We start from the raw sequence: 21941 nt of genomic DNA, 5'->3' as shown, positions 1-21941 counted from the left end.
CGCAAACCGCGCGACCGGATCGCGGCGCCTTAGTCGTGAAGTTCTCGCGAGATCGGCGGGCCGATCGAAAAATCGCTGAATGTCACCTCGAAGCCCTCGCGCTGCGGCGAACAGCACATCATGCCGACATCGACCGTTTTCGACGGGGGGAAATAGGCAAGCCGCACCGGTTTCCAGTGCTTGTCGAATGCGTCGCGATACTGGACGCGGACCGTCTCGGCATGGCGGGTCAGGCGGATCCTGACCCCGTCCGGATCGGCCGGTATGCTGGCCAGCGACCAGTCGGAGGCATCGTTGGTGACGACGACGGAAAAATACATCAGCCCGTCAGTGTATTCGATGCCGGCCTTGATCCAGTGCGTCTCGCTCAGGCGGACCATAAGCCCGGCCTGATCGTAAAGCACCTCATAGTGCCCCTTGACCGTGACTTCGGCGCTGAAATCGCCCTCGACCTCACGATAGAGGAAATGGCCATTGTCGCGCCAGAAGCCGTAGAACGTCTCGCGCCAGAAGTCGGTCTCCTCGCCGGTCCGTACATGCACCGTATTGTTGCCGAAGGCGTGGTGCGGCGGCGGATTGAGCCAGGTCAGGTCCGTATTCTCAGATGCCATCGACTTGCTCGCTGCCTGGCTGGTCTGCCGCCTTTTCTTAGCCGGAAAACGTGTAAGCGGTCTTCACCGTGGTGTAGAACTCTGCGGCATAGCGGCCCTGCTCGCGCGGGCCGTAGCTCGATCCCTTGCGCCCGCCGAAAGGCACGTGGAAGTCGACGCCCGCCGTCGGCAGATTGACCATGACCATGCCGGCTTCCGAATTGCGCTTGAAGTGCGTGGCATGCTTGAGGCTCGAGGTGCAGATGCCGGAGGTCAGGCCGAACGGCGTGTCGTTGGCCACCGCCAGCGCCTCGTCATAATCCTTGACGCGGATGACGTTGGCGACCGGTCCGAAAATCTCCTCGCGCGAGATGCGCATGGCGTTGGTGGTTTCGGTGAACAGCGCCGGCTGCAAATAGAAGCCGCGGGTTTCACGATCGAGCCGCTCGCCGCCGAAGGCGAGATCGGCACCTTCCTGACGTCCGATGGCGATATAGTCCTCGTCCTGTTTCAACTGGCTCTGGTCGACAACCGGCCCGATCTGGGTCTTGGCATCGAGAGCGTCGCCGACGACCAACTTGGCCATGCGGTCCTTGAGCGCCTCGACGAAGCGGTCGTGAATGCCGTCCGTCACCACCAGCCGTGACGACGCCGTGCAGCGCTGGCCGGTCGAGAAGTAGGCACCGTTGATGGCGCAGTCGACAGCGACGGCAAGGTCGGCATCGTCGAGCACGACAAGCGGGTTCTTGCCGCCCATTTCGAGCTGGAACTTGCGCATGTGCTCGACGCTGGCGGCGGCGACGCGCTTGCCGGTGCCGACCGATCCGGTGAAGGTGATCGCGTTGAGGTCAGGACTGTCGAGCATGGCCTGGCCGACCACCGAACCTTTGCCCATCACCAGGTTGAGCACACCCTTGGGCAGCCCGGCGCGGTGTAGGATGTCGACAATAGTCCAGGCGCTCTCCGGAACGAGTTCCGCCGGCTTGAAGACGATGGTGTTGCCGTAGGCCAGCGCCGGAGCGATTTTCCAAGCCGGAATGGCGATCGGAAAATTCCACGGCGTGATGATGCCGACGACGCCGACCGCTTCACGGGTGATCTCGACGCCGACGCCGGGCCGCACGCTCGGCACCAGCTCGCCCGACAGGCGCAGCGTCTCGCCGGCGAAGAAGTCGAATATCTGGGCGGCGCGGACAGTCTCGCCGATGCCCTCGACCAGCGTCTTGCCTTCCTCGCGCGCCAACGCCCGGCCGATTTCATCTTCCCGCGCGGTGATCTCGTCCGACGCCTTCCTCAGCACCGCATGGCGGGCCAGCAGGCCCGATCGGGACCACGCGGGAAATGCCGCCTTCGCCGCCGCGATGGCCTGCCGGGCGTGCTCGGCGCCTCCCGATGCATATTCGCCGACCACGTCGTCGAGATTGGACGGGTTGATGTTACGGGAGCCGGCATCGCCTACCCACTCTCCATCGATGAGGTTCTTTCGAAACGGGATCATGTCGCTGTCTTCCTTGTCGTCCTTCGATCGCCGTCTATCTGGACCACCGACCGCTGCACCGCAAGGCCGAAGCCAGGCAAACTTCTCCTCCTCGACAGGCATGTGATAGGTGTCGGGGCGGGGAAGACGATTCTAGTGTGGTGCGACGCGGATCGCACGGGAGGAAATCATCATGTCCGACAGCGCCTTGCCACTGGTGATCAGCGCACCCGAACCGCGCACGCTCGACCTGATCTTCACGCCGGCTGCGCTGGCGAAATTTCGATCGAAATACCGCATCATCGAAATATCGCCCGAAGCGGTGGCGGCGCTGCCGGCCGATATCCTTGCCGAGGCGCGCTACATCGTCGGCCAGCCACCTATCGCGCCGGAGACGCTGGAAAGAATGAAGGCGCTGCGCTGCATCTTCAATGTCGAGAGCAACCTCATCAACAACATGCCCTACGAGACGCTGTTTTCGCGCGGCATCCATGTCGTCACCACCGGGCTGGTGTTTGCCGAACCGGTGGCCGAGCTCGGCCTTGCCATGGCGCTCAACCTCGCCCGCGGCATCGTCGACGCCGATCTCGCATTTCGTCAGGGCAAGGAGCTGTGGGGCGGCGCCGGCAACCGGACGGCACGCCTTCTTTCCGGCGCGGATGTCGGCATTATCGGCTTCGGCGATCTTGGCCGTGCGCTCAACCGGCTGCTGTCAGGCTTTCGCACGCGGACAAAGGTCTTCGACCCGTGGCTGCCGCCGTCGATCCTGATCGAAAACGGCGTCGAGCCGGCCTCTCTCGATGACGTTCTGTCGAACAGCGATTTCGTCTTCGTCGTCGCTTCCGTGACTAGCGAAAACCAGGGCTTCCTCGGCGCCGAGGCGTTTGCCAGGATGCGCAAGGGAGCCGCTTTCATCCTGCTCAGCCGAGCCGGCGTGGTCGATTTCCCGGCACTGATGGACATCGTCCGCAGCGGCCATATCGTCGCCGCCAGCGATGTTTTTCCTGAGGAGCCGCTTGCCCAGGATCACCCGGTCCGCACATTGCCGGGGTTCCTGCGCTCCGCCCACCGGGCCGGTGCGCTCGACATCGCTTTCAAGCGGATGGGCGACATGGTGCTGGAAGACATGGACCTGGTCGACCGCGGCCTGCCGCCGATGCGTTCGAAGCGGGCCGAGCGTGAGACCGTTTCGCGAATGCGTTCGAAGCCGGTCGACAAGAATTAGGCCGTCTGCCCGACGGGTCGCACATGCTCAGATGGTGAAGGACCAAAACAGGCAGGCCAGTGTCGCTGCGGCGAAGACGACGAAGAACAGGCTTCGCAACAGGATGTTCCGGCGCAGCTCGTTGATGAAGAGATGGCATCCGACGACGGCTGCGACAAACAGGAACCGCCAGTTCAGCAGTGGCGGGAGCACATCGCGCTGACCGAAAGCAAATCTCGCGGCGAGACATCCAACGATGACCGCAAACAACACGATGACCGTCCAGAAGATCGCATCGGCGGCATGTGTCAGGACGATGCCAGCGAGCCTGATCGGCAGAACCATCATCAGCAGTGCGCTGAAAAAATACATCGCCGCGAGCGGAATGAACGTCCCCGCATCGGCGATGTCGCTCAAGCGCTTGGCACCGATCGCGCCATAGGGATAGCCATGCCTGGCCACCATCAGGCAGAGCGCCATCAGCAAGGCCGTCAGCGCGGCGGCAAGCGCGAATGAGGTCAGGGCTTTGCTCATGAGGCTCCCGTTCCGAGCGAATCGAAGTCAGAACGTTGGTAGCCCATGGTTTGTAAATTGCTAGTAAGCATCATGCAGCGGCACGGCAGAGTTCCTCGGCGCATTCACTCCGCAGCTTGCAGACGCCGCCCGTCGATAATGGTCTTGATCTCGGCGCGGCAAGAGCCGCAATTGGTGCCGGCGTGAAGGGCGGCGCCGATTGCCGCGACGCTGGTACAGCCGCCGCGTACCGCTTCCGCGATTTGGTTGGCACCAACCCCGAAACAGGCGCAGACGATGGCACCGCGGTCGACGCTGTTGCCGCCCGGCCGCCCGGCGACAATCGCCAGCCGCGCCTGCCGATTGGCATGGTCAGCGCCAAGTTGTTCGACCGCCCAGCCGCGCGACACCGCCACCGGGGTAGGCGCAAGATAGAGCGCGCCGACCAGCCTATTGCCTGCGAAACGGGCGAAGCGATGGTGCCCGCCGGCGATGTCGTGATAGGCGAGCGTCTCGCCTTCCATGCCTAATAGCGCGGCGGCAAACCCGGTCCAGTCGCGGCTGTCCTGCAGCGCAATTTCAAGCCGCCAGCCGGCGGGGCCGCGGGCGAGGCTCCAGTAATCGGCGTCGATCGATGCGGGCCGTTCGGCAAGCACGGCGAAGCCGAAGGCTGTGGCGGCGAACCGCTCGATGCGTGCGGCAACATTCTTCGAGGCCGGTTGGCCTGAAATCGCATCGGTCGTCGGCGCGACCAGTGCATCGACGCGCGCGCGGGCGGAGAACTGATCGGTCCAGTGCATCGGTACGAATACAGAGCCTTGGCGTTGGCGCACCGTCACCAGGGCGCGGACCAGCACCTCGCCATGGGCAGTCGAGACGCGGACGATCTCGGCATCGCCGATGCCGAAGTGCTGCGCATCCGACGGGTGGATTTCGACGAACGGTTCGGCCATGTGCTGCGACAAGCGCGGGCTCTTGCCGGTCCGCGTCATGGTGTGCCAATGGTCGCGCACGCGCCCGGTGTTGAGCACCAGCGGGAAGTCCGGGCTGGTGCGGGTTTGTGCGGCTGGGCGGATGGCAATGAAGCGTGCCTTGCCGTCGGGTGTGTAGAAATTGCCGTTGGCGAAGAAGCGGGTGCTTTTGTCCTCCGGCTGGCGCCGCGCGCGCCCCTCTGGCCTGCCGGCCACCTCCCCCTCAAGGGGGGAGATTGACAGTTTTGCCGGCTGCGCCCACTCATCAACCTGGGAGACTGGCGATAGCCGAGCAGCAGGCTGATCTCCCCCCTTGAGGGGGAGATGGCCGGCAGGCCAGAGGGGGTCATCTGCGACGGCCTCCACCTCGGTGGGGCGACCCGGAGAGGTCGAGACTTCACCACCGACCCCACCCCGTCCCGCTTGTTTCGCTTTGCTCAACGCGCGTGCCGACCCTCCCCTCAAGGGGGAGGGTGAGGCCGGCGCTGGCCATTGGAACGGCAGAAGATCCTCATAGGCCTCTGCACCGATATCGCCATACGCGCCTATATCAAAATCGCGTGCCCCGTCATTCTCGAATGTCGACAACGCGGCATGCTCGGCGAAGATGTCGGCCGGCGACACATGCGAAAAAGCCTCGCCGAAGCCCATCCGCTTGGCGACTTCAGCGATGATCCACCAATCTGGCCTTGCCTCACCGGGCGTGGCCAAAAAGGCTCGCTGGCGCGAGATGCGGCGCTCCGAATTGGTGACGGTGCCATCCTTTTCGCCCCATGCGGTGGCCGGCAGCCGGACATGGGCGTGGCGGACCGTGTCGGTCTTGGCCAGCACGTCCGACACCACAACAAACGGGCAGGCCTTGATCGCCGCCTCGACGGCATCGGCGTCCGGCATCGAATCGACGGGGTTGGTGGCCATGATCCACAGCGCCTTGATGCGTCCGTCGGCCACCGCTTGGAACATCTCGACCGCTTTCAGGCCGGGTTTTTCGGCGGCGGTTGGGGCATTCCAGAAGCGCTGCACGCGTTCGCGGTGCTCGGGGTTTTCGATCTCCATGTGGGCGGCCAGCATGTTGGCCATGCCGCCGACCTCACGGCCGCCCATGGCGTTGGGCTGGCCGGTCACCGAGAACGGCCCGGCGCCGGGCTTGCCTATGCGGCCGGTGGCCAGATGGCAGTTGATGATGGCGTTGACCTTGTCGGTGCCCGCAGACGACTGGTTCACGCCTTGGCTGTAGACGGTCACCGTCTTCGCCGTCGCGGCAAACAGGCTGTAGAAGCGGGCCAGTTCGTCCTCACTGAGACCCGTGGCAGCCGCGATGCCGGCAAGATCGAGCGCCGAGGCGGCGAAAAGCGCTTGCCCGAAGCCGGTCGTGTGCGCCGTGATATAGGTGCGGTCCAGCGCATTGTGCTGGCCGAGATAGGCGAGCAGGCCGGTGAACAAAGCGACGTCGCCATCAGGCGCGATCGCCAGATGCATGTCGGCGATGTCTGAGGTCATGGTGCGGCGAGGGTCGATCAGCACCACCTTCATCTCGGGCCGCTTTTCCCGGGCGGCGGCTATGCGCTGGTAGAGTACCGGATGGCACCAGGCGAGATTGGAGCCGACCAGCACGATCAGGTCGGCAAGTTCCAGATCCTCGTAATTTCCCGGAACGGTGTCCGAGCCAAAGGCGCGGCGGTGGCCGGCGACCGACGAGGCCATGCACAGGCGCGAATTGGTGTCGATATTGGCCGAGCCGATAAAGCCTTTCATCAGCTTGTTGGCGACGTAATAGTCCTCGGTCAGCAACTGGCCGGAAACATAAAAGGCGACCGAACCAGGGCCGTGTTCGGCAATGGTTTGCGAGAAGGTCGAAGCGACAAGGTCGAGCGCTTCGTCCCAGTCGGTGCGGCGACCGTGGATCTCCGGGTATAGCAACCTGCCGTCGAGATCGATGGTCTCAGCCAGCGCCGAGCCTTTGGAGCAGAGCCGGCCGAAATTCGCCGGGTGGTCCGGGTCGCCGCGAACGGTTATTTCACCGTCCGCGGCGACCTTCGCCAGCACGCCGCAACCCACCCCGCAATAGGGGCAGGTGGTCCTCACCTCGCGCGCTTCATCAATCTGCATGGTTCACGCCGCGCGGCTGGCCAGCGCTTCCAGCGCAATGAACAGCCGCTCGCCGTCGATCCGCACCGCAATGGTGCGCACCGCGCCCTCGTCCGCGCCGAGCGCCTTGCCTGTCTCCAGCGAGATCACCCAATTGTGCAAGGGACAGGTCACCGCCGTGCCATGGACGATGCCCTGGCTGAGCGGCCCACCTTTGTGCGGGCAATGGTCGTCGATGGCAAAGACCTGATCGTCGGCCGTGCGAAAGACGGCGATCTTTCCTTCCGGCGTGGCGACGCAGCGCGCGCCGCGACGCGGAATGTCCGAGAGCGTGCCGATCGATACCCAATTCATGTGGCCATTCCTCTTTTGCGCGTGTTCTTGTCCGAAAACCGCATTCCACTTTTCGGCAACACGCGCCTACTCCGCCGCCTGGGCAAAGCCGACCGAAGCCATCGGCCGGAATTCATGCTTGTCCTTGCCGGAAGCACGTTCCGACCATGGGTCGACCTGGGCGAATTTCTGCGAAAAGACGAAGCGGTCGAAATAGGCTTTGCGCTTCTCGCCATCGTCCATGATCTGACGCTTGATCTCAGCTATGCCGACGCGCTTGGCCCATTTGTAGATACGCTCAAGATAGCGACCCTGCTCGCGATACATCTGCGTCAACGCCACGATATGCTCCAGCGCCTCGTCCTCGGTCTTGACCAGGCCGAGCACTTCGGTGCCCTTGATGTCGAGACCGGCGGCGCCGGCGAAATGGATCTCGTAGCCGCTATCGACGCAGATCACGCCGACATCCTTGCAGGTCGCCTCGGCACAGTTTCGCGGACAGCCCGACACCGCCATCTTGACCTTGGCCGGGGTCCACGAGCCCCACATGAATTTTTCGATACGGATGCCCAAGCCGGTCGAATCCTGCGTGCCGAAGCGGCACCAGTCCGAGCCGACACAGGTCTTCACCGTGCGCAGTCCTTTGGCATAGGCGTGGCCGGAGACGAAGCCGGCCTGGCCGAGATCGGCCCATACCGCCGGCAGGTCTTCCTTGCGGATGCCGAGCATGTCAATGCGCTGGCCGCCGGTGACCTTGACCATCGGGATCTCGAACTTGTCGACGACGTCGGCGATGGCGCGCAATTCGGCCGCGTTGGTGACGCCGCCCCACATGCGCGGCACTACCGAATAGGTGCCGTCCTTTTGGATGTTGGCGTGGACGCGCTCGTTGATGAAGCGCGACTGGTAATCGTCGGCGTATTCGTCGGGCCAGTCGCAGACGAGATAATAGTTGAGCGCCGGCCGGCATTTGGCGCAGCCGCAGGAGGTCTTCCACTCCAGTTCCTGCATGACGGCGGGAATGGTCTTCAGGCCCTTGGCCTTGATCAGCCGGCGGACCTCGTCATGGCCAAGCGCGGTGCAGCTGCACATCGGCTGGACCGCCGCGGGGTTGTATTTGTCGCCGATGGTCAGCACCATCAGCTTTTCGACCAGCCCGGTGCAGGAGCCGCAGGAGGCCGACGCCTTGGTGTGGGCGCGCACATCGTCGAGCGAGGTCAAGCCCTTGGCCGTGATCGCGCCGGTGATCTTTCCCTTGCATACGCCGTTGCAACCGCAGATTTCCGCATCATCCGGCAAGGCTGCAACGGCCGCCATAGGGTCCAGGGGGGCGCCTCCCTGGTAGGACTGGCCGAAGATGAGCGTATCGCGCATCTCGGATATGTCGGTCTGCTTCTTCTTGAGGTCGTTGAACCAGGCGCCGTCCGCCGTCTCGCCATAGAGCACAGTGCCGATGATGCGGTCGTCCTTGAGTACGAGGCGCTTGTAGACGCCGGCCGCGGCATCGCGCAGCACGATCTCCTGACGGTCATCGCCCTCGGCGAAGTCGCCGAGAGAGAACAGCTCGATGCCGGTGACCTTGAGCTTAGTCGGCGTGTCCATGTGGACGAAAGCCGCCGCCTCATTGCCGGCCAGATGGCTGGCGGCGACGCGCGCCATCTCGTAGAGCGGCGCGACCAGCCCGTAGACCTGGCCGTTGACCTCGGCGCATTCGCCGATTGCGTAGATATCGGGATCGTTGCTGCGCATGCCGGCGTCGACGACGATGCCGCGATTGACCGCAATGCCGGCTTCCTTCGCCAGCGCCGCATTCGGCCTGATGCCCACCGCCATGACGACGAGCGTTGCGGGAATGACTGTGCCGTCGGCAAGCTCCACCCGCTCGACCTTGCCGTTGCCGGTGATCGCCTGGGTGTTGGCCTTGGTGATGACCTTGATGCCGCGCTGCTCGACGGCGCGCTGCAGGAGATATCCGGCGGCCGGATCGAGCTGACGCTCCATCAGCGTCGGCATGACGTGCAGCACGGTGACGTCCATGCCCTGCGCGTTCAGACCCGCAGCCGCTTCCAGGCCGAGCAGGCCGCCGCCGATGACGACAGCCTTGGCCCGCGACTGGGCGGCAAGCATCATCGCCCGGACGTCGTCGAGATCGCGATAGGTGAGCACGCCCGGCAGGTCATGGCCTGGCACCGGAATGATAAACGGCACCGAGCCGGTGGCGATGACGAGCTTGTCGTAGGGCTCGGTCACGCCATGATCGGAGGTGACGGTCTTTGCCTGCCGGTCGATGGCGACGATCTTGTGGCCCTTGTAGAGGGTGATGCCGTGCTTGATGTACCAACCGTCGCCATGGATGATGATCTCCTCATAGGCCTTTTCTCCCGACAGAACCGGCGACAGCATGATGCGGTCGTAGTTCACGCGCGGCTCGGCGTTGAAGATGGTGACCTGGTAGCGCCCAGGCGCCTTTTCCAGGAGATGCTCCAGCATGCGCCCGGGGGCCATGCCGTTGCCGATGATGACGAGTTTCTCGGTCATGTCCTGATCCACTCCGCTCTCACTCAGCCGCGTAGGAAAGGCCTGAAGCTTCGGCAGGCGCCGTGCGCTCCATCCGCCGGATGGAAAGATGCATCCAGGCAAAGCAGGTGGCGACGATGACGAAGAGCAGCATGAAGCAGCTCGACCAGACGCCGGTGAGGTCGTTGAGCACGCCGAAGGCGATTGGCAGGACAAAGCCGCCGAGCCCGCCAATCATGCCGACAACGCCGCCGACCGCGCCGACACTCTGCGGATAGTAGGCCGGGATGTGCTTGTAGACGGCGGCCTTGCCAAGGCTCATGAAGAAGCCGAGCACACAGGCAACGGCTATGAAGGCGAGCGGGCCGATCTCGAAATGGAAGGCGATCGGCCCGCTGATACCGCGCACGACGTAGTCTGCCGAGGGGAGAGACAGAACGAGAGTCGCGACGGCACTGACAGCGAAGGTGCAGTAGAGCACGGTGCGGGCGCCGATCCGGTCGGAAAGCACGCCGCCATAGGCGCGGAAAATACTTGCCGGTATTGAATAGGCCGCGCCGATCATGCCGGCGGTCGCAAGCCCGAAGCCGTAGACGCCGATCAGGTAGCGGGGCAGCCACAGCGAGAGCGCCACGAATGCACCGAAGGCGAAGAAATAATAGAAGGCGAAGCGCCAGACCTGCAGGTTCTTGAGCGGCGCGAATTCCTGCAAGAAGCTTCTCTTGGGCGCTGCCTTGCCGGCGCGGCGCTCGCGGATGACCGGATCGTCGCCAGTCGTGAACCAGAAGACGGCGGCCATGACGACGAGTGCTGCCGCCCAGATCAGCGCGACCGACTGCCAGCCCCAGGAGAGAAGCACGAACGGTGCCAGGAACTTGGTGACGGCGGCGCCGACATTGCCGACACCGAAAATGCCAAGCGCCGTACCCTGCTTGCCGGCCGGGAAGAAGCGCGAGACATAGGCGACACCGACGGCGAAGGAACCGCCGGCGAGCCCAACGCCTAATGCGGCGACCAGCATCTGCCCGTAGGTGTGCGCAAAAGCGAGCAGAAAGGTCGCGACCGCCGCCGCAAGCATGGTCGCGGTGTATACCAGCCGTCCGCCAAAACGGTCGGTCCAGACACCGAGCACCATACGCACGAGCGAGCCGGTGAGGATCGGCGTGCCGACGAGCAGGCCGAACTCCGTCTCGTTCAGCCCCAACTCCTGCTTTATGCGCACGCCGATGATTGAAAAGATCGTCCACACCGCGAAGCAGACGGTGAAGGCGATGGTGGACATGGCAAGCGCCTGCCGGGGAGCGCTGTCCTGGCTGGGCGCGGCTGGGAGATTTGCGGTCATTTTCTGGCTCCGGTTTGCGGCGTGGGAGGCACCGCCCTTGTCTGTTCGTTCGCGACTGTCAGCGGCGCAGCATCGGCGAACTGGTTGAAACCGACCTTTGCGCGGTCACTTCGAGACCCTTGCCGTCAGTCTTGGCGCCGGCGGGAAAGAGGAGGAGCGCGGCGGTGAACAGCGCCGCCGTCAGCGCGCTGGCGGCCAGAAAATCGCGGCGCGTGAAGTCCGCGAGGGACGCGCCAGTTCCGATCCGTTTCGTCATCGTCGTCTCCGGTTGGCGCCGCTTGGGACCAGCGTGTCGATTGCGTCAAAACAAAAAAGCCGCCGGCCAGGTCTTCGCGTCCGGGATTTCGGGAGCGCGTGTGGACCTGAGCGGCAGCTTTGCCTGTGGCGCCCGCCATTGGACGCCGTGTCACTTGGCCCTTGCGGACCGTACATTTTGGAAAGCAGGAAGCGTGCCAATTCGACAGCGCTCTTAATTATAGAATGAAATCAATATGAACCGCAGCCGCGCGACTTTTGACCAAGCTCGGCAGCGGATCAAAGATTAGTCAAAATGCCTTGCACAGCAGCATAATATTTGTGCAATGCGGTAGATTGCCCATTGCCGATGCAGATTTGCCAATGATGATGACGAGTTTCCAATTATGGCCTTACTCCGCCGCTTCGACGAAGCGGTGGCGTTCGTAGAGGAATTTCAGCACCGCCTCGCGGCAGCGCAGGAAGGTGCGGTCGGAGGAAAGCTCAATGCGCCGACGCGGCCGGGCCAGCGGCACGGGAAGAACCTCGCCGATGGTGGCCGCCGGCCCGTTGGTCATCATGACGATGCGGTCGGACAGCAGCACCGCCTCGTCGACATCGTGAGTTATCATGATCGTCGTCGAGCCGAGCCTCGAATGGATATCCATCACCGCGTCCTGAAGATGCGCGCGGGTCAGCGCGTCGAGCGCGCCGAAGGGCTCGTCGAGCAGCAGGATCTTCGGCTCCATGGCCAGCGCCCGGGCGATGCCGACGCGCTGCTTCATGCCGCCCGAAATCTCGGCCGGACGTTTGTCCTTGGCATGCGCCATCCGCACGAGATCGAGATTGCGCATGATCCATTCATGCCGCTCGGCCCGGCTCTTTTTGCCGCCGAAGACCTTGGATACAGCGAGGCTGATGTTTTCGTAGACGGTGAGCCATGGCAGCAGGCTGTGGTTCTGGAACACCACGGCGCGTTCCGGGCCGGGGCTGTCGACCTCCTTGTCTTCGAGCAGGACGGCGCCGGCCGAGACCTTGGTCAGGCCGGCAATCAGGTTGAGCAAGGTCGACTTGCCGCAGCCGGAATGGCCGATGATCGAGACGAATTCGCCCTTGTCGATGGTCAGCCGGATGTCCTTCAGCACGTCGCTGACCTGACTGCCGCGGGCGAAGGATTTGTCGATGTGGTCGAGTTTCAGATAGGCCGTCATCGTCCCTCTCCTCACTTTGCCGTTGTGCCGCGGGTGACGAAGACGCCGACCGCCGCGACCAGGCGGTCGAGGCAAAAGCCGGTGACGCCGATATAGGCGAGCGCGACAATGATGTCGGGCAGGCGCGACGAGTTCCACGCGTCCCAGATGAAGAAGCCGATGCCGACGCCGCCGGTCAGCATTTCGGCGGCGACGATGGCGAGCCAGGACAGGCCGATGCCGATCCGCAAGCCGGTGAAGATGTAGGGCGCGGCCGCCGGCACCATGATCTTCACAAAGAACTCGAACTGGTTGAGCCGGAGGATACGGGCGACGTTGCGGTAGTCCTCGGGGATGTTGCGGACACCGACCGCGGTGTTGATGATGATGGGCCAGATCGAGGTGATGAAGATGACGAAGATCGCCGACGGGCTGGAATCGCGGAACGCCGCCAGCGACAGCGGCAGCCACGCGAGCGGCGGCACCGTGCGCAGGATCTGGAAGACCGGATCGAGACCGCGCATCGCCCAGATCGACTGGCCGACGAGCGCGCCGAGCGCGACGCCGACGATTGCTGCCAGGCCGAAGCCCATGGCGACGCGCTGCAGCGACATCAGCACCCGCCAGGCGAGTCCGATGTCCTGCGGGCCATTGTCGAAGAACGGGTGGGCGATCAGGTCATAGGCCTCGTTCCACACCTGGCTCGGCGGTGGCAGGCTGGCTGTGGGCGACGAACAGGCGACCTGCCAGACGACGAGCATAATGGTGATGACGATGACCGGCGGCACCAGCGTGCTGGCCAGCTTGGCGGCGACCGCGGCCGGGTCGAAGCGGCGCCGCGCCCTGGCGGTCAAGGCGATGACCTCGGCGGGCTTGGCCGGTGCGGGGAACGGCTTCACCTTGCGGTCCTCGATGGCTTGGATAGACATTTCTCGAAAAACTCCTTGGCGGCAGGTGCAAGGCAGGCGGCGCTGCCACCGCCTGCCGCGCATCCCTGTCAGGCTCAGGCCGACACCTTGATTTTCAGGCTGTCGAGATAGGCCGACGGGTTCTCCGGATCGAATATCTTGCCGTCGAAGAAGGTTTCAGTGCCGCGCGACGTAGACGCCGGAATATCGGCCGCGGCGACACCAAGATCCTTGGCCGCCTCGCGCCACAGATCCTCACGGTTTACTTGGCCGACCAGTGCTTTGATGTCGGTGGTCGGCGCGAACTTGCCCCAGCGGATATTTTCGGCGAGGAACCAGCTGTCGTGGCTCTTGAAGGGATAGGACACGCCGCCCTTCCAGAACTTCATATAGAGGTCGGTGCCGTTGGCGACGCGGCCATTGCCGTAGTTGATGTCGCCCTTGAGGCGGCCGATGATGTCGGCAGTCGGCACGTTCATCCACTGCCGCTTGCCGATGATGGCGGCCATCTCGTCCTTGTTTTCTTTTGCCTCGCACCATTGCTGGGCTTCCATGACGGCCATCAGGATCGCCTTGGTGGCGTTCGGGTACTTGTCGATAAAGGCGGCGCGCAGGCCGAGCGCCTTTTCCGGATGGCCCTTCCACAGTTCGCCGGTGGTGGCGGCGGTGAAGCCGACGCCCTGGTGGACGAGTTGCTCGTTCCACGGCTCGCCGACACAGAACACGTCCATGTTGCCGACCTTCATGTTGGCGACCATCTGCGGCGGCGGCACGACGATGGTCGAGACGTCCTTGTCGGGATCGATGCCGCCGGCAGCCAGCCAGTAGCGCAGCCAAAGATCGTGCGTGCCGCCCGGGAAGGTCATGGCGGCCTTCACCTCCTTGCCTGCGGCTTTTTTCGCAGCGAAGGCGTCCTTCAGCTTGGAGGCGTCGAGGCCGACGCCGGTGCTGGCATATTCCTGGGCGACGGAAATGCCCTGGCAGTCGTAGTTGAGCCGCGCCACGATCGCCATCGGCAGTGGCTGCTTGTTTTGCGTCACCTTGCCGGTGTGCATCAGATAAGGCATCGGCGTCAGGATATGGGCGCCGTCAATGCCGTTGGCTTCGCCGCCGAGCACCAGATTATCGCGCGTCGCCCCCCAGGAGGCCTGCTTGAGCACCTCGACATCGGGCATGCCGAATTTCTCGAACAGGCCTTTCTCCTTGGCGATCATCAACGGTGCTGCATCAGTCAATGCGATGAAGCCGAGCTTGGCGCCGGTGACTTCCGGCGCGGCGGGCGCCGCATAGGCGCCGGAGGGCAGCAGCGCACGCGCCGCGGCCAGCGTTGCCGCGGTGGCCGCGCTGATCCTCAGGAAATCCCGGCGGCTGATCGCCGTTTGGGCGGAATGGCTATTGGTGCTTTTCGTCATCGTCATCTCCGGTTGGGCGCGGCTTGGGATCGGCGCCGTCGATTGCGTGTTCGACCAAAACAAAAAAAGCCGCCGGCCAGGCCGCGCGCGTCCGTCCATCCGGGATCGCGTGTTGACCTGAGCGGCAGCTTTGCCTGTAGCGCCCGCCATTGGACGCCTATTCCGTGACCCGAGAAGAGTCTGCCTATTACAAAGCAGGAACCGTGCCAGTTTCGGAATGGGTGACAAACATCAATGAGATCAACGGCATGCCACAATCTTCGGCGCGCCGGCCCGCTGGGCGAGCAAGCCAAGGATTGTTCATTAGCGCAGTTGCACGCACATTTTTTGTGCAGCGCACAAGAATGCCGGAGAAATGATCAGGCCTCAGCGCGCGCCAATTTCTGGCCGGCAATGTAGGCGTCGATCTCGTCGGGATCGAATATCTGGCCATCGAAGAAGCCATCGGGACCGAGCACCAGGCTTGCCCCCGCCGAACCGACCGGAGTCGCGGCCTTCAGCGCGCCCTCGACCTTGGCATTGGCACCGGGAAGCGCCACGCCAAGCGGCTTCAACGCCGAGCGGTAGAGATCGGGGCGGTAGCAGTCGCGGGCAATAGCGAGGTTTTCCGGCGTGTGCGCGACATGCCCCCAGCGCACCATCTGCGTGTAGAACCACAGCGCATGGCTCTTCCACGGGAAGTTCGCCGCCTTGTTGAAGGGCAGAAAGAAGTCGCCGACGGTGAGTTCGGCGCCGCCGCCGAGCGCCAGATGCCCGCTGAGAATCGGCATCTGCAGCGCCGGCGCAAGCCCGAGGAAGGCCGGCTGCGCCATCAGGGCCGCGAGTTCGTCACGGTTTGCCGGATCCTGGCACCAGCGCGCCGCGTGATGAAGCGCACGCAGCAGGGCTGAAAGCGCGTCCGGCTCTCTTTCCGCCCATGCCTTGCGCACGCCAACGACTTTCTCCGGGCTGGTCTTCCAGATGGCCGCCTTGACCGTGGCGATGCGGCCGGTGCCGGCGACGACCGCGGCACTGTTCCAGGGTTCGCCGACGCAGTAGCCGTCGATCCTGCCGGCGGCGAGCGCGTCGGCCATGAAGGGGGGCGGCACGATGACGATCTCGATTTCACGCGACGGGTCGATGCCACAGGCGGCGAGCCAGTAGCGCAATTCGTAATTGTGCCCGGAATGCGGATGGACGACGGCGAAGCGCAGCGGATCGCCGCCGCCATTCGCCCGTTCGCGAATCAGCGCTCGCAATACCTTGCCGGCCCGCGCCGGATCGAGATCGGGTTGGGCGCCGTGCGCGGCCATGCCGGCCCAGACCGCGTTCGAAACCGTCACGCAATTGCCGCCGAGGCCGAGCGAGAACGGCACGACGGTATCGGAGGCGAGCGGCGTCAGCCCCAGATTGCAGGCGATCGGCATCGGCCCCAGCATGTGCGCCAGATCGAAGTGGCCGATGGCGATGCGGTCGCGGATGTTGGCCCAGGACGTTTCCCGGTTGAGGGTGAGGTCGATGCCTTCGCGCAAAGCAAAGCCGATTTCCTTCGCCGCGACAAGGATGGCGCTGTCGAAGAGCGGCATGAAGCCAGCATTGATCCGGTGCTCGGCCGCCATTCTCAACTCTCCTCGGGATCCAGAAGCCCTGCCGCCGTCACCAGGCTCTGCGCGATTTCGGCGATCTTGCGGTTCTGGTTCATGGCTGTCTTGCGCAGCAGCGTGTAGGCCGCGTCCTCCGACAGGCCGCGCGATTTCATCAGGATGCCCTTGGCGCGATCGATCACCTTGCGGCTCTCCAACTCGCTGCGGGCTTCTTCCAGTTCGCGCGCCATGCGCGAGAAGGCGTTGAAGCGGCTGATCGCCATGTCGAGGATCGGCTTGACCCGCTCCTGGCGCAGGCCGTCGACGACATAGGCCGATACCCCCGCTTCCACCGCAGCTTCGATCGAAGCCTGATCCGAGCGGTCGACGAACATGGCGATCGGCCGCTTCACCACGCGCGAAAGCTGGAACATGTTTTCGAGCATGTCGCGGTTGGGATTTTCGAGATCGATGACGATCACGTCGGGTTCGATCTCGGCGATCCGCCGCGCGATGCCGGCGACGTCGTGGATGACCGTGACCTGCTGATGCCCGGCCTCCCGCAATCCCGCTTCGATTATCGAAGCGCGGATGTGGTTTTCATCGATCACCAGAACAGTGAGGGATTTGCGGATCATGCCGCATTTTGCGCAGGCGAGACGATTGTGCAATGCGGCATGGCGAGATTCACGGAAACAAAGCCGGCGTCCAGGCGCCGCCTGAGGAATTGGACGACGGCCGGCGCGACGAACTTGACGCCGCGGGCGCCGGCACCCGCCTGATCAGTTGCCTGCAGGTCTGTCGGCGCACGGTGATCGCGTCGGGCGGAAGCGGACATCGCAAGCGAGGACTCCGGAGGTCGCGGTTGCGCCCTCAAGCCCCGCCTGGTCGACCAGATAGAAGATCGCATTGGCCTCTCCGCCCGGCATCGTCTCGCTGAACTGGATGCGGCTGTCAGGCTGGATCAGACCGAGCAGGGTCTCCGCGGCACCTCGACGCCGAGGTTGCGCAGATCGTAGCCGTTGCCGCGCCGCGCCGATTTTCTGGAGTGATAACCGCGCTCGCGCGGCGAATTCGTAACCCTACTCGGCGGCCGTCTCCGATGGCGCCTCTGCCGGCCCCGAAGGTTCGGCCTCGGCACGGGGCTTGCGCCGTGAAAACAGCGACCTGAGCGTGACGTAGAACACCGGCGTCAGGAACAGGCCGACGAAGGTGACGCCGAGCATGCCGGAGAATACCGCGGTGCCGAGCGACTGGCGCATTTCTGCGCCCGGTCCCGTTGCGATCATCAGCGGCACGACGCCGAGGATGAACGAGAAGGCGGTCATCAGGATCGGCCGCAGCCTGAGCCGGCAGGCTTCGACGGCAGCCTCGGCGGCCGACAGCCCGCGTTCCTGCGCCTGCCGCGCGAATTCGACGATCAGGATCGCGTTCTTCGCGGCAAGCCCGATCAGCACGATGAGGCCGATCTGCACGAGGATGTTGTTGTCCAGCCCTCGGAAAGACACGCCGAGCAACGCCGCGAGCACGCCGAGCGGCACCACCAGCACAATGGCGAACGGCAGCACCCAGCTTTCATATTGCGCCGCCAGCGCCAGGAACACGAACAGCACCGACAGTCCGAAGATATAGACAGCGGCATTGCCGGTGTTGCGCTCCTGATAGGCGAGCTCGGTCCATTCATAGGAGGTACCGGCCGGCAGCGTCTTTGCCGTGATCCCTTCCATCAATGCCAGCGCGTCGCCCGTGGAAACGCCGGGCGCGGCGTTGCCCTGCAGCGGCACTGAGACGTACATGTTGTAGCGCTGGACCAGCGCCGGGCCGGTGACGTCGCGGATCTCGATCAACGTGCCGAGCGGAACCAGCGCGCCGGTCGCCGAGCGCACCTTCAGTTTCAAGATGTCGGCGCGATCGAGGCGGAACGCCTGGTCGGCCTGCGCCCGCACCTGGTAGACGCGCCCGAACGCGTTGAAGTCGTTGACGTAGGCGGTGCCCAAATTGATCGACAGCGTCTCGAAGATGTTGGGGATCGGCACGTTCAGGATGCGCGCCTTGTCGCGATCGATCGCCAGGAAGAATTGCGGGCTCGACGCGGAGAAGGTGGTGAACACGCCCGTCAGCCCCGGCGTCTTGTTGGCCTTGCCGGCGATTTCGTAGGCAAGCGCCAGGATCTGCCGCATGTCGGCGCTGTTGCGCTCCTGGATCTGCAGCTTGAAGCCGCCGGCATTGCCGACGCCGCGGATCGGCGGCGGTGGCAGTGCGATAATGAAGGCTTCCTTGATGCTTTGCAGGCTGCCGAACAGATTGCCGATGACCTGGGTCGCCGACTGGCCGGCTTTCAGTCGCTCGTCAAACGGCTTGAACCTGGCGAAGATCACGCCCGCGTTGCTGGCGTTGGTGAAGGTCGCGCCGGAGAAGCCGGCGAAGGCGACAGCGTAATCGACGCCTGGCGTTTTCTGGATGATCTGCGACGCCTGCTGGATGACCGAATCGGTCCTCGACAGCGAAGCGCCGTCCGGCAACTGGACGACGACGATCGCATAGCCCTGGTCAAGCGACGGAATGAAACCGCGCGGCACCGCCTGCACCATGTAGACCGTGGCGTAGATGAGGGCCGCGAAAACGGCCAGCATGGCGGCCATCGTTATCCACGAGCCGACCAGCACACGGATAATGCTCGAATACCAATGGGCGACCCTGTCGAAGCCGCGATTGAAGCCGTCGGCGAGCGCCCGTCCGAACCGCGCCAGGAAAAAGCGCGGCGGCGCCGCCGCGGCGTGATGCGGCTTGAACAGCAGTGCGGCCAGCGCCGGCGAAAGCGTCAGCGAATTGAATGCCGAGATCGCCGTCGACACCGCGATGGTGATAGCAAACTGCAGATAGAACTGCCCAGAAATGCCGGGGATGAAGGCTGTCGGCACGAACACGGCTATCAGCACCAGCGAGATCGCGATGACGGCCGTTCCGACTTCGTCCATGGTCAGGTGCGACGCCGGACTGGGCGCCAGCCCTCTGGCGATATTGCGCTCGACGTTTTCGACCACGACGATCGCATCGTCGACGACGATGCCGATCGCCAGAACGAGGCCGAACAGCGTCAGCATGTTGAGCGAGAAGCCGGCGGCGTAAAGTACCGCCAGCGTGCCGATCAGCGACACGGGAATCGCCACGATCGGCACGATCGCCATGCGCCACGATTGCAGGAAGACGATGATGACGATGATGACCAGCAGCATCGCCTCGAGGATCGTCTTGTAGACCTCCTGGATCGACTCGGCGACGAACTCGGTCGGATTGTAGACGATGTCGTAGCTCAACCCCTTCGGGAAGTCGCGGGAAAGCTCCTTCATCTTGTCCTGGATCTCCGCGGCTGCGGCGAGCGCATTGGTGCCCGGCCGCTGGAAGATGGCGAGCGCCACCGCCGGTTTGCCGTTGAGATAGGAGTTGGTGACGTAATCCTTGGCGCCGAGCTCGATGCGCGCCACGTCCTGGAGCGAGATCAGGCGGCCGTCGTCGGTCGATTTGACGATCACGTATCGGAAGTCGCGTGCGTCGTTGAAGCGGCCTTGCGTTGTGACCGTGTACTGGAACGCCGTGCCGGTGCTGGTCGGCGGCGCGCCGATCGAGCCGCCCGACACCTGGACATTCTGGTCGCGCAGCGCCTGCACCACATCGCCCGAGGTCATCCCCAGGGCGGACAGTTTTTCCGGATCGAGCCAGATGCGCAGCGAATATTCGCGTTCGCCGAAGATGATGAGGTCGCCGACGCCGTCTAGTCTGAGCAGTATGTCGCGCACCCGCGAGCGGGCGTAGTTCGAGACGTAGAGTTGGTCGTAGGTATTGTCGGGCGACAGCATGTGCACGACCATCATCAGGTCGGGCGAGGTCTTGGTGGTGGTGATGCCGAGGCGGCGGACTTCTTCGGGCAGGCGCGGCTCGGCGACCGACACGCGGTTCTGCACCAGCACCTGCGCCTGGTCGAGATCGGTGCCCAGCTTGAAGGTGATGGTCAGCGCCATCGCCCCGTCGCCCGACGAATAGGACGACATGTAGAGCATGCCCTCGACGCCGTTGATCTCCTGCTCGATCGGCGTTGCCACCGTCGCTGCGACCGTCTCGGCGTCGGCGCCCGGATACTGGGCGCGAACGACGATGGTCGGCGGCGCGATCTCGGGATATTGCGCGACCGGCAGCTGGGTATAAGCAATCCCGCCGAGGATCAGCAGGACGATCGAAACGACCGATGCGAAGATCGGACGGTCGACGAAGAAATGTGCGAACCTCATTGCTGCAACTCGGCGGTCTCGGCCCTGGGCGGCAACGTCACCATCTCGACCTTGACCTTGGTGCCGGGCCTGGCGTGCATCAGCCCGTTGACGATGATCGTCTCATCGCCGGTCAGGCCCTGGCGGATCACCCGGTAGCCGTCGAGAAGCGGGCCGGTGCGCACGGGCTTCGCCGACACCATCCCGGCCTCATCCACCAGGAACACGATGCGGCGATCCTGATCGGCGCCGATCGCCTCGTCGGGCACCAGCACGCCGCTATGCGGCAGCGACCCCGGCACGTTGATGCGCCCGAACATGCCTGGCTGGAGAATGCCGTCGGCGTTGGGAAACCTTGCACGCACCCGCATGGTGCCGGTCGCGTTGTCGATCCGGTTCTCGGCAAAATCGAGCTTGCCTTTGAATACCGCCTCCGCGCGGTCGGCGACGCGAACCACCACCTCAAGCCCGCCGGCGCCTTCCTGCATGCTGCCGCCGCGCTCCTTCGCGTCGCGGGCGTAGCTGAAATACAGGCGCTCATCGACGTCGAAATAGAAGTCGATCGGATCGCGCGTAACGATGGTCGTCAGCAAGGTGGAATCCGGCTGCACGAGGTTGCCGACCGACACCAGCCGGCGGTCGATGCGGCCGGACAAGGGCGCCTTGATCTCGGTGAATTCCATGTTCAGTCTGGCCGTCGTCAGCGCAGCCGTCGCGCCCTGCATCTGCGCCTGCGCCGAAAGGTATTCCCGCCGGCGGTCGTCGACCGTCGCGGTTGAGATATTGCCGGTCTTGGCGAGTTCGTCGGCGCGATCCAGCTGCATCTTGGAGAATTCGAGCAGACTCTTGGCGACGTCCACTTGCGACTTGGCGGCATCATAAGCCGCCTGGTACGGACGCTGATCGATGGTGAAGAGCAGGTCGCCCTTGTTGACCAGTGCGCCGTCCTGGAAGCTGACCTTGTCCAGATAGCCGCTGACGCGCGAACGGATGGCGACCTGGTCGAGGGCTTCGAAGCGCCCGACGAACTCGTCGTCTTCGACGATTTCACGGACCACCGGCTTGGCCGCCGTCACCACGGGTAACTGCTGGTCCTGCGCAAACGCAGTGCTGCTGAAAGCCATGCCGAGCACGAATGCCGCCAACACGGCGGCGCGGGTAAGCCAGCCGGCCGATCGACAGGGTCGCCCGCCCGCGTCGCGATGCAATTGCCCATTCTCTTGGGTGTCCATTTGCGTCCTCGCTCGCTGGACCCGGAGGTCGGTTGATCCGCTTCTACGCTCAGGCTTTTCGTCGAAATCAGAGCACTACAGTGTGTGCATGGCAACATGATCA

Annotated in this window: 17 protein-coding genes; 1 reads left to right on the top strand and 16 read right to left on the bottom strand. The window is 64.1% G+C overall.

The window, feature by feature from the left end; genetic code table 11:
- Nucleotides 1-29 precede the first annotated feature (29 nt).
- Nucleotides 30-611 (bottom strand): DUF1349 domain-containing protein, encoded by a 582-nt coding sequence (locus NKJ81_RS10625; protein WP_352540401.1) that lies wholly within the window; start codon nucleotides 609-611, stop codon nucleotides 30-32.
- Nucleotides 612-648: 37 nt separating this feature from the next.
- Nucleotides 649-2085, bottom strand: a complete 1437-nt coding sequence (locus NKJ81_RS10620; protein ID WP_352540498.1) for an aldehyde dehydrogenase family protein — start codon at nucleotides 2083-2085, stop codon at nucleotides 649-651.
- A gap of 175 nt (nucleotides 2086-2260) precedes the next feature.
- Between NKJ81_RS10620 and NKJ81_RS10615 the strand changes: the two genes are divergently transcribed.
- Nucleotides 2261-3292 (top strand): hydroxyacid dehydrogenase, encoded by a 1032-nt coding sequence (locus NKJ81_RS10615; RefSeq protein ID WP_352540400.1) that lies wholly within the window; start codon nucleotides 2261-2263, stop codon nucleotides 3290-3292.
- A 27-nt stretch (nucleotides 3293-3319) separates the two neighbouring features.
- On the opposite strand, the gene NKJ81_RS10610 is transcribed toward NKJ81_RS10615, so the two are convergent.
- The 14 genes from NKJ81_RS10610 to NKJ81_RS10545 all read right to left on the bottom strand — a co-directional run bounded on the left by NKJ81_RS10610 (nucleotide 3320) and on the right by NKJ81_RS10545 (nucleotide 21730).
- On the bottom strand, nucleotides 3320-3805 hold the full coding sequence (locus tag NKJ81_RS10610; protein WP_352540399.1) for a hypothetical protein: 486 nt from the start codon (nucleotides 3803-3805) through the stop codon (nucleotides 3320-3322).
- A gap of 104 nt (nucleotides 3806-3909) precedes the next feature.
- Nucleotides 3910-6864, bottom strand: coding sequence for a nitrate reductase (locus NKJ81_RS10605; protein ID WP_352540398.1), 2955 nt, complete (start codon nucleotides 6862-6864; stop codon nucleotides 3910-3912).
- Between the two features lie 3 nt (nucleotides 6865-6867).
- On the bottom strand, nucleotides 6868-7197 hold the full coding sequence (gene nirD, locus NKJ81_RS10600) for a nitrite reductase small subunit NirD (RefSeq protein WP_023676297.1): 330 nt from the start codon (nucleotides 7195-7197) through the stop codon (nucleotides 6868-6870).
- A gap of 66 nt (nucleotides 7198-7263) precedes the next feature.
- Nucleotides 7264-9714 carry a nitrite reductase large subunit NirB gene (gene nirB, locus NKJ81_RS10595; RefSeq protein WP_352540397.1) on the bottom strand — a complete coding sequence of 817 codons (2451 nt, stop codon included), beginning with the start codon at nucleotides 9712-9714 and terminating at the stop codon, nucleotides 7264-7266.
- A gap of 19 nt (nucleotides 9715-9733) precedes the next feature.
- Entirely contained in the window at nucleotides 9734-11035 is a 1302-nt protein-coding gene (locus NKJ81_RS10590) for an MFS transporter (RefSeq protein WP_352540396.1), read from the bottom strand.
- 58 nt (nucleotides 11036-11093) lie between these two features.
- Nucleotides 11094-11291 (bottom strand): twin-arginine translocation signal domain-containing protein, encoded by a 198-nt coding sequence (locus tag NKJ81_RS10585; protein ID WP_352469909.1) that lies wholly within the window; start codon nucleotides 11289-11291, stop codon nucleotides 11094-11096.
- 391 nt (nucleotides 11292-11682) lie between these two features.
- Nucleotides 11683-12480, bottom strand: a complete 798-nt coding sequence (locus NKJ81_RS10580; protein ID WP_352540395.1) for an ABC transporter ATP-binding protein — start codon at nucleotides 12478-12480, stop codon at nucleotides 11683-11685.
- Between the two features lie 11 nt (nucleotides 12481-12491).
- Nucleotides 12492-13388: a nitrate ABC transporter permease gene (gene ntrB / locus NKJ81_RS10575; RefSeq protein WP_352469907.1), complete on the bottom strand. Its 897-nt coding sequence runs from the start codon at nucleotides 13386-13388 to the stop codon at nucleotides 12492-12494.
- Nucleotides 13389-13462: 74 nt separating this feature from the next.
- On the bottom strand, nucleotides 13463-14779 hold the full coding sequence (locus NKJ81_RS10570; RefSeq protein ID WP_352540394.1) for a CmpA/NrtA family ABC transporter substrate-binding protein: 1317 nt from the start codon (nucleotides 14777-14779) through the stop codon (nucleotides 13463-13465).
- A gap of 359 nt (nucleotides 14780-15138) precedes the next feature.
- Nucleotides 15139-16377, bottom strand: coding sequence for a CmpA/NrtA family ABC transporter substrate-binding protein (locus tag NKJ81_RS10565; protein WP_352540393.1), 1239 nt, complete (start codon nucleotides 16375-16377; stop codon nucleotides 15139-15141).
- A 2-nt stretch (nucleotides 16378-16379) separates the two neighbouring features.
- The gene (locus NKJ81_RS10560; protein ID WP_023676288.1) at nucleotides 16380-16979 is read right to left on the bottom strand and encodes an ANTAR domain-containing response regulator; all 600 of its coding nucleotides are present in this window, start codon (nucleotides 16977-16979) and stop codon (nucleotides 16380-16382) included.
- Nucleotides 16976-17179 (bottom strand): hypothetical protein, encoded by a 204-nt coding sequence (locus NKJ81_RS10555; RefSeq protein WP_352540392.1) that lies wholly within the window; start codon nucleotides 17177-17179, stop codon nucleotides 16976-16978. Before NKJ81_RS10555 ends, NKJ81_RS10560 begins: the two co-directional genes overlap by 4 nt.
- Before the next feature lie 244 nt (nucleotides 17180-17423).
- Nucleotides 17424-20627 (bottom strand): efflux RND transporter permease subunit, encoded by a 3204-nt coding sequence (locus NKJ81_RS10550; RefSeq protein ID WP_352540391.1) that lies wholly within the window; start codon nucleotides 20625-20627, stop codon nucleotides 17424-17426.
- Nucleotides 20624-21730: an efflux RND transporter periplasmic adaptor subunit gene (locus NKJ81_RS10545; protein WP_352470181.1), complete on the bottom strand. Its 1107-nt coding sequence runs from the start codon at nucleotides 21728-21730 to the stop codon at nucleotides 20624-20626. Before NKJ81_RS10545 ends, NKJ81_RS10550 begins: the two co-directional genes overlap by 4 nt.
- Nucleotides 21731-21941 lie beyond the last annotated feature (211 nt).

It is taken from the genome of Mesorhizobium sp. M0018, from assembly GCF_040323955.1.
Taxonomy (GTDB): domain Bacteria; phylum Pseudomonadota; class Alphaproteobacteria; order Rhizobiales; family Rhizobiaceae; genus Mesorhizobium.
This window is presented reverse-complemented; position numbering and strand designations above follow the sequence as displayed.

Bases quoted from the DNA above. Each gene is read 5' to 3' on its own strand.
- NKJ81_RS10625 (WP_352540401.1), bottom strand. From the start codon at position 611: ATGGCATCTGAGAATACGGACCTGACCTGGCTCAATCCGCCGCCGCAC.
- NKJ81_RS10615 (WP_352540400.1), top strand. From the start codon at position 2,261: ATGTCCGACAGCGCCTTGCCACTGGTGATCAGCGCACCCGAACCGCGC.
- NKJ81_RS10610 (WP_352540399.1), bottom strand. From the start codon at position 3,805: ATGAGCAAAGCCCTGACCTCATTCGCGCTTGCCGCCGCGCTGACGGCC.
- NKJ81_RS10605 (WP_352540398.1), bottom strand. From the start codon at position 6,864: ATGCAGATTGATGAAGCGCGCGAGGTGAGGACCACCTGCCCCTATTGC.
- nirD (WP_023676297.1), bottom strand. From the start codon at position 7,197: ATGAATTGGGTATCGATCGGCACGCTCTCGGACATTCCGCGTCGCGGC.
- nirB (WP_352540397.1), bottom strand. From the start codon at position 9,714: ATGACCGAGAAACTCGTCATCATCGGCAACGGCATGGCCCCCGGGCGC.
- NKJ81_RS10590 (WP_352540396.1), bottom strand. From the start codon at position 11,035: ATGACCGCAAATCTCCCAGCCGCGCCCAGCCAGGACAGCGCTCCCCGG.
- NKJ81_RS10585 (WP_352469909.1), bottom strand. From the start codon at position 11,291: ATGACGAAACGGATCGGAACTGGCGCGTCCCTCGCGGACTTCACGCGC.
- NKJ81_RS10580 (WP_352540395.1), bottom strand. From the start codon at position 12,480: ATGACGGCCTATCTGAAACTCGACCACATCGACAAATCCTTCGCCCGC.
- ntrB (WP_352469907.1), bottom strand. From the start codon at position 13,388: ATGTCTATCCAAGCCATCGAGGACCGCAAGGTGAAGCCGTTCCCCGCA.
- NKJ81_RS10570 (WP_352540394.1), bottom strand. From the start codon at position 14,779: ATGACGAAAAGCACCAATAGCCATTCCGCCCAAACGGCGATCAGCCGC.
- NKJ81_RS10565 (WP_352540393.1), bottom strand. From the start codon at position 16,377: ATGGCGGCCGAGCACCGGATCAATGCTGGCTTCATGCCGCTCTTCGAC.
- NKJ81_RS10560 (WP_023676288.1), bottom strand. From the start codon at position 16,979: ATGATCCGCAAATCCCTCACTGTTCTGGTGATCGATGAAAACCACATC.
- NKJ81_RS10555 (WP_352540392.1), bottom strand. From the start codon at position 17,179: ATGTCCGCTTCCGCCCGACGCGATCACCGTGCGCCGACAGACCTGCAG.
- NKJ81_RS10550 (WP_352540391.1), bottom strand. From the start codon at position 20,627: ATGAGGTTCGCACATTTCTTCGTCGACCGTCCGATCTTCGCATCGGTC.
- NKJ81_RS10545 (WP_352470181.1), bottom strand. From the start codon at position 21,730: ATGGCTTTCAGCAGCACTGCGTTTGCGCAGGACCAGCAGTTACCCGTG.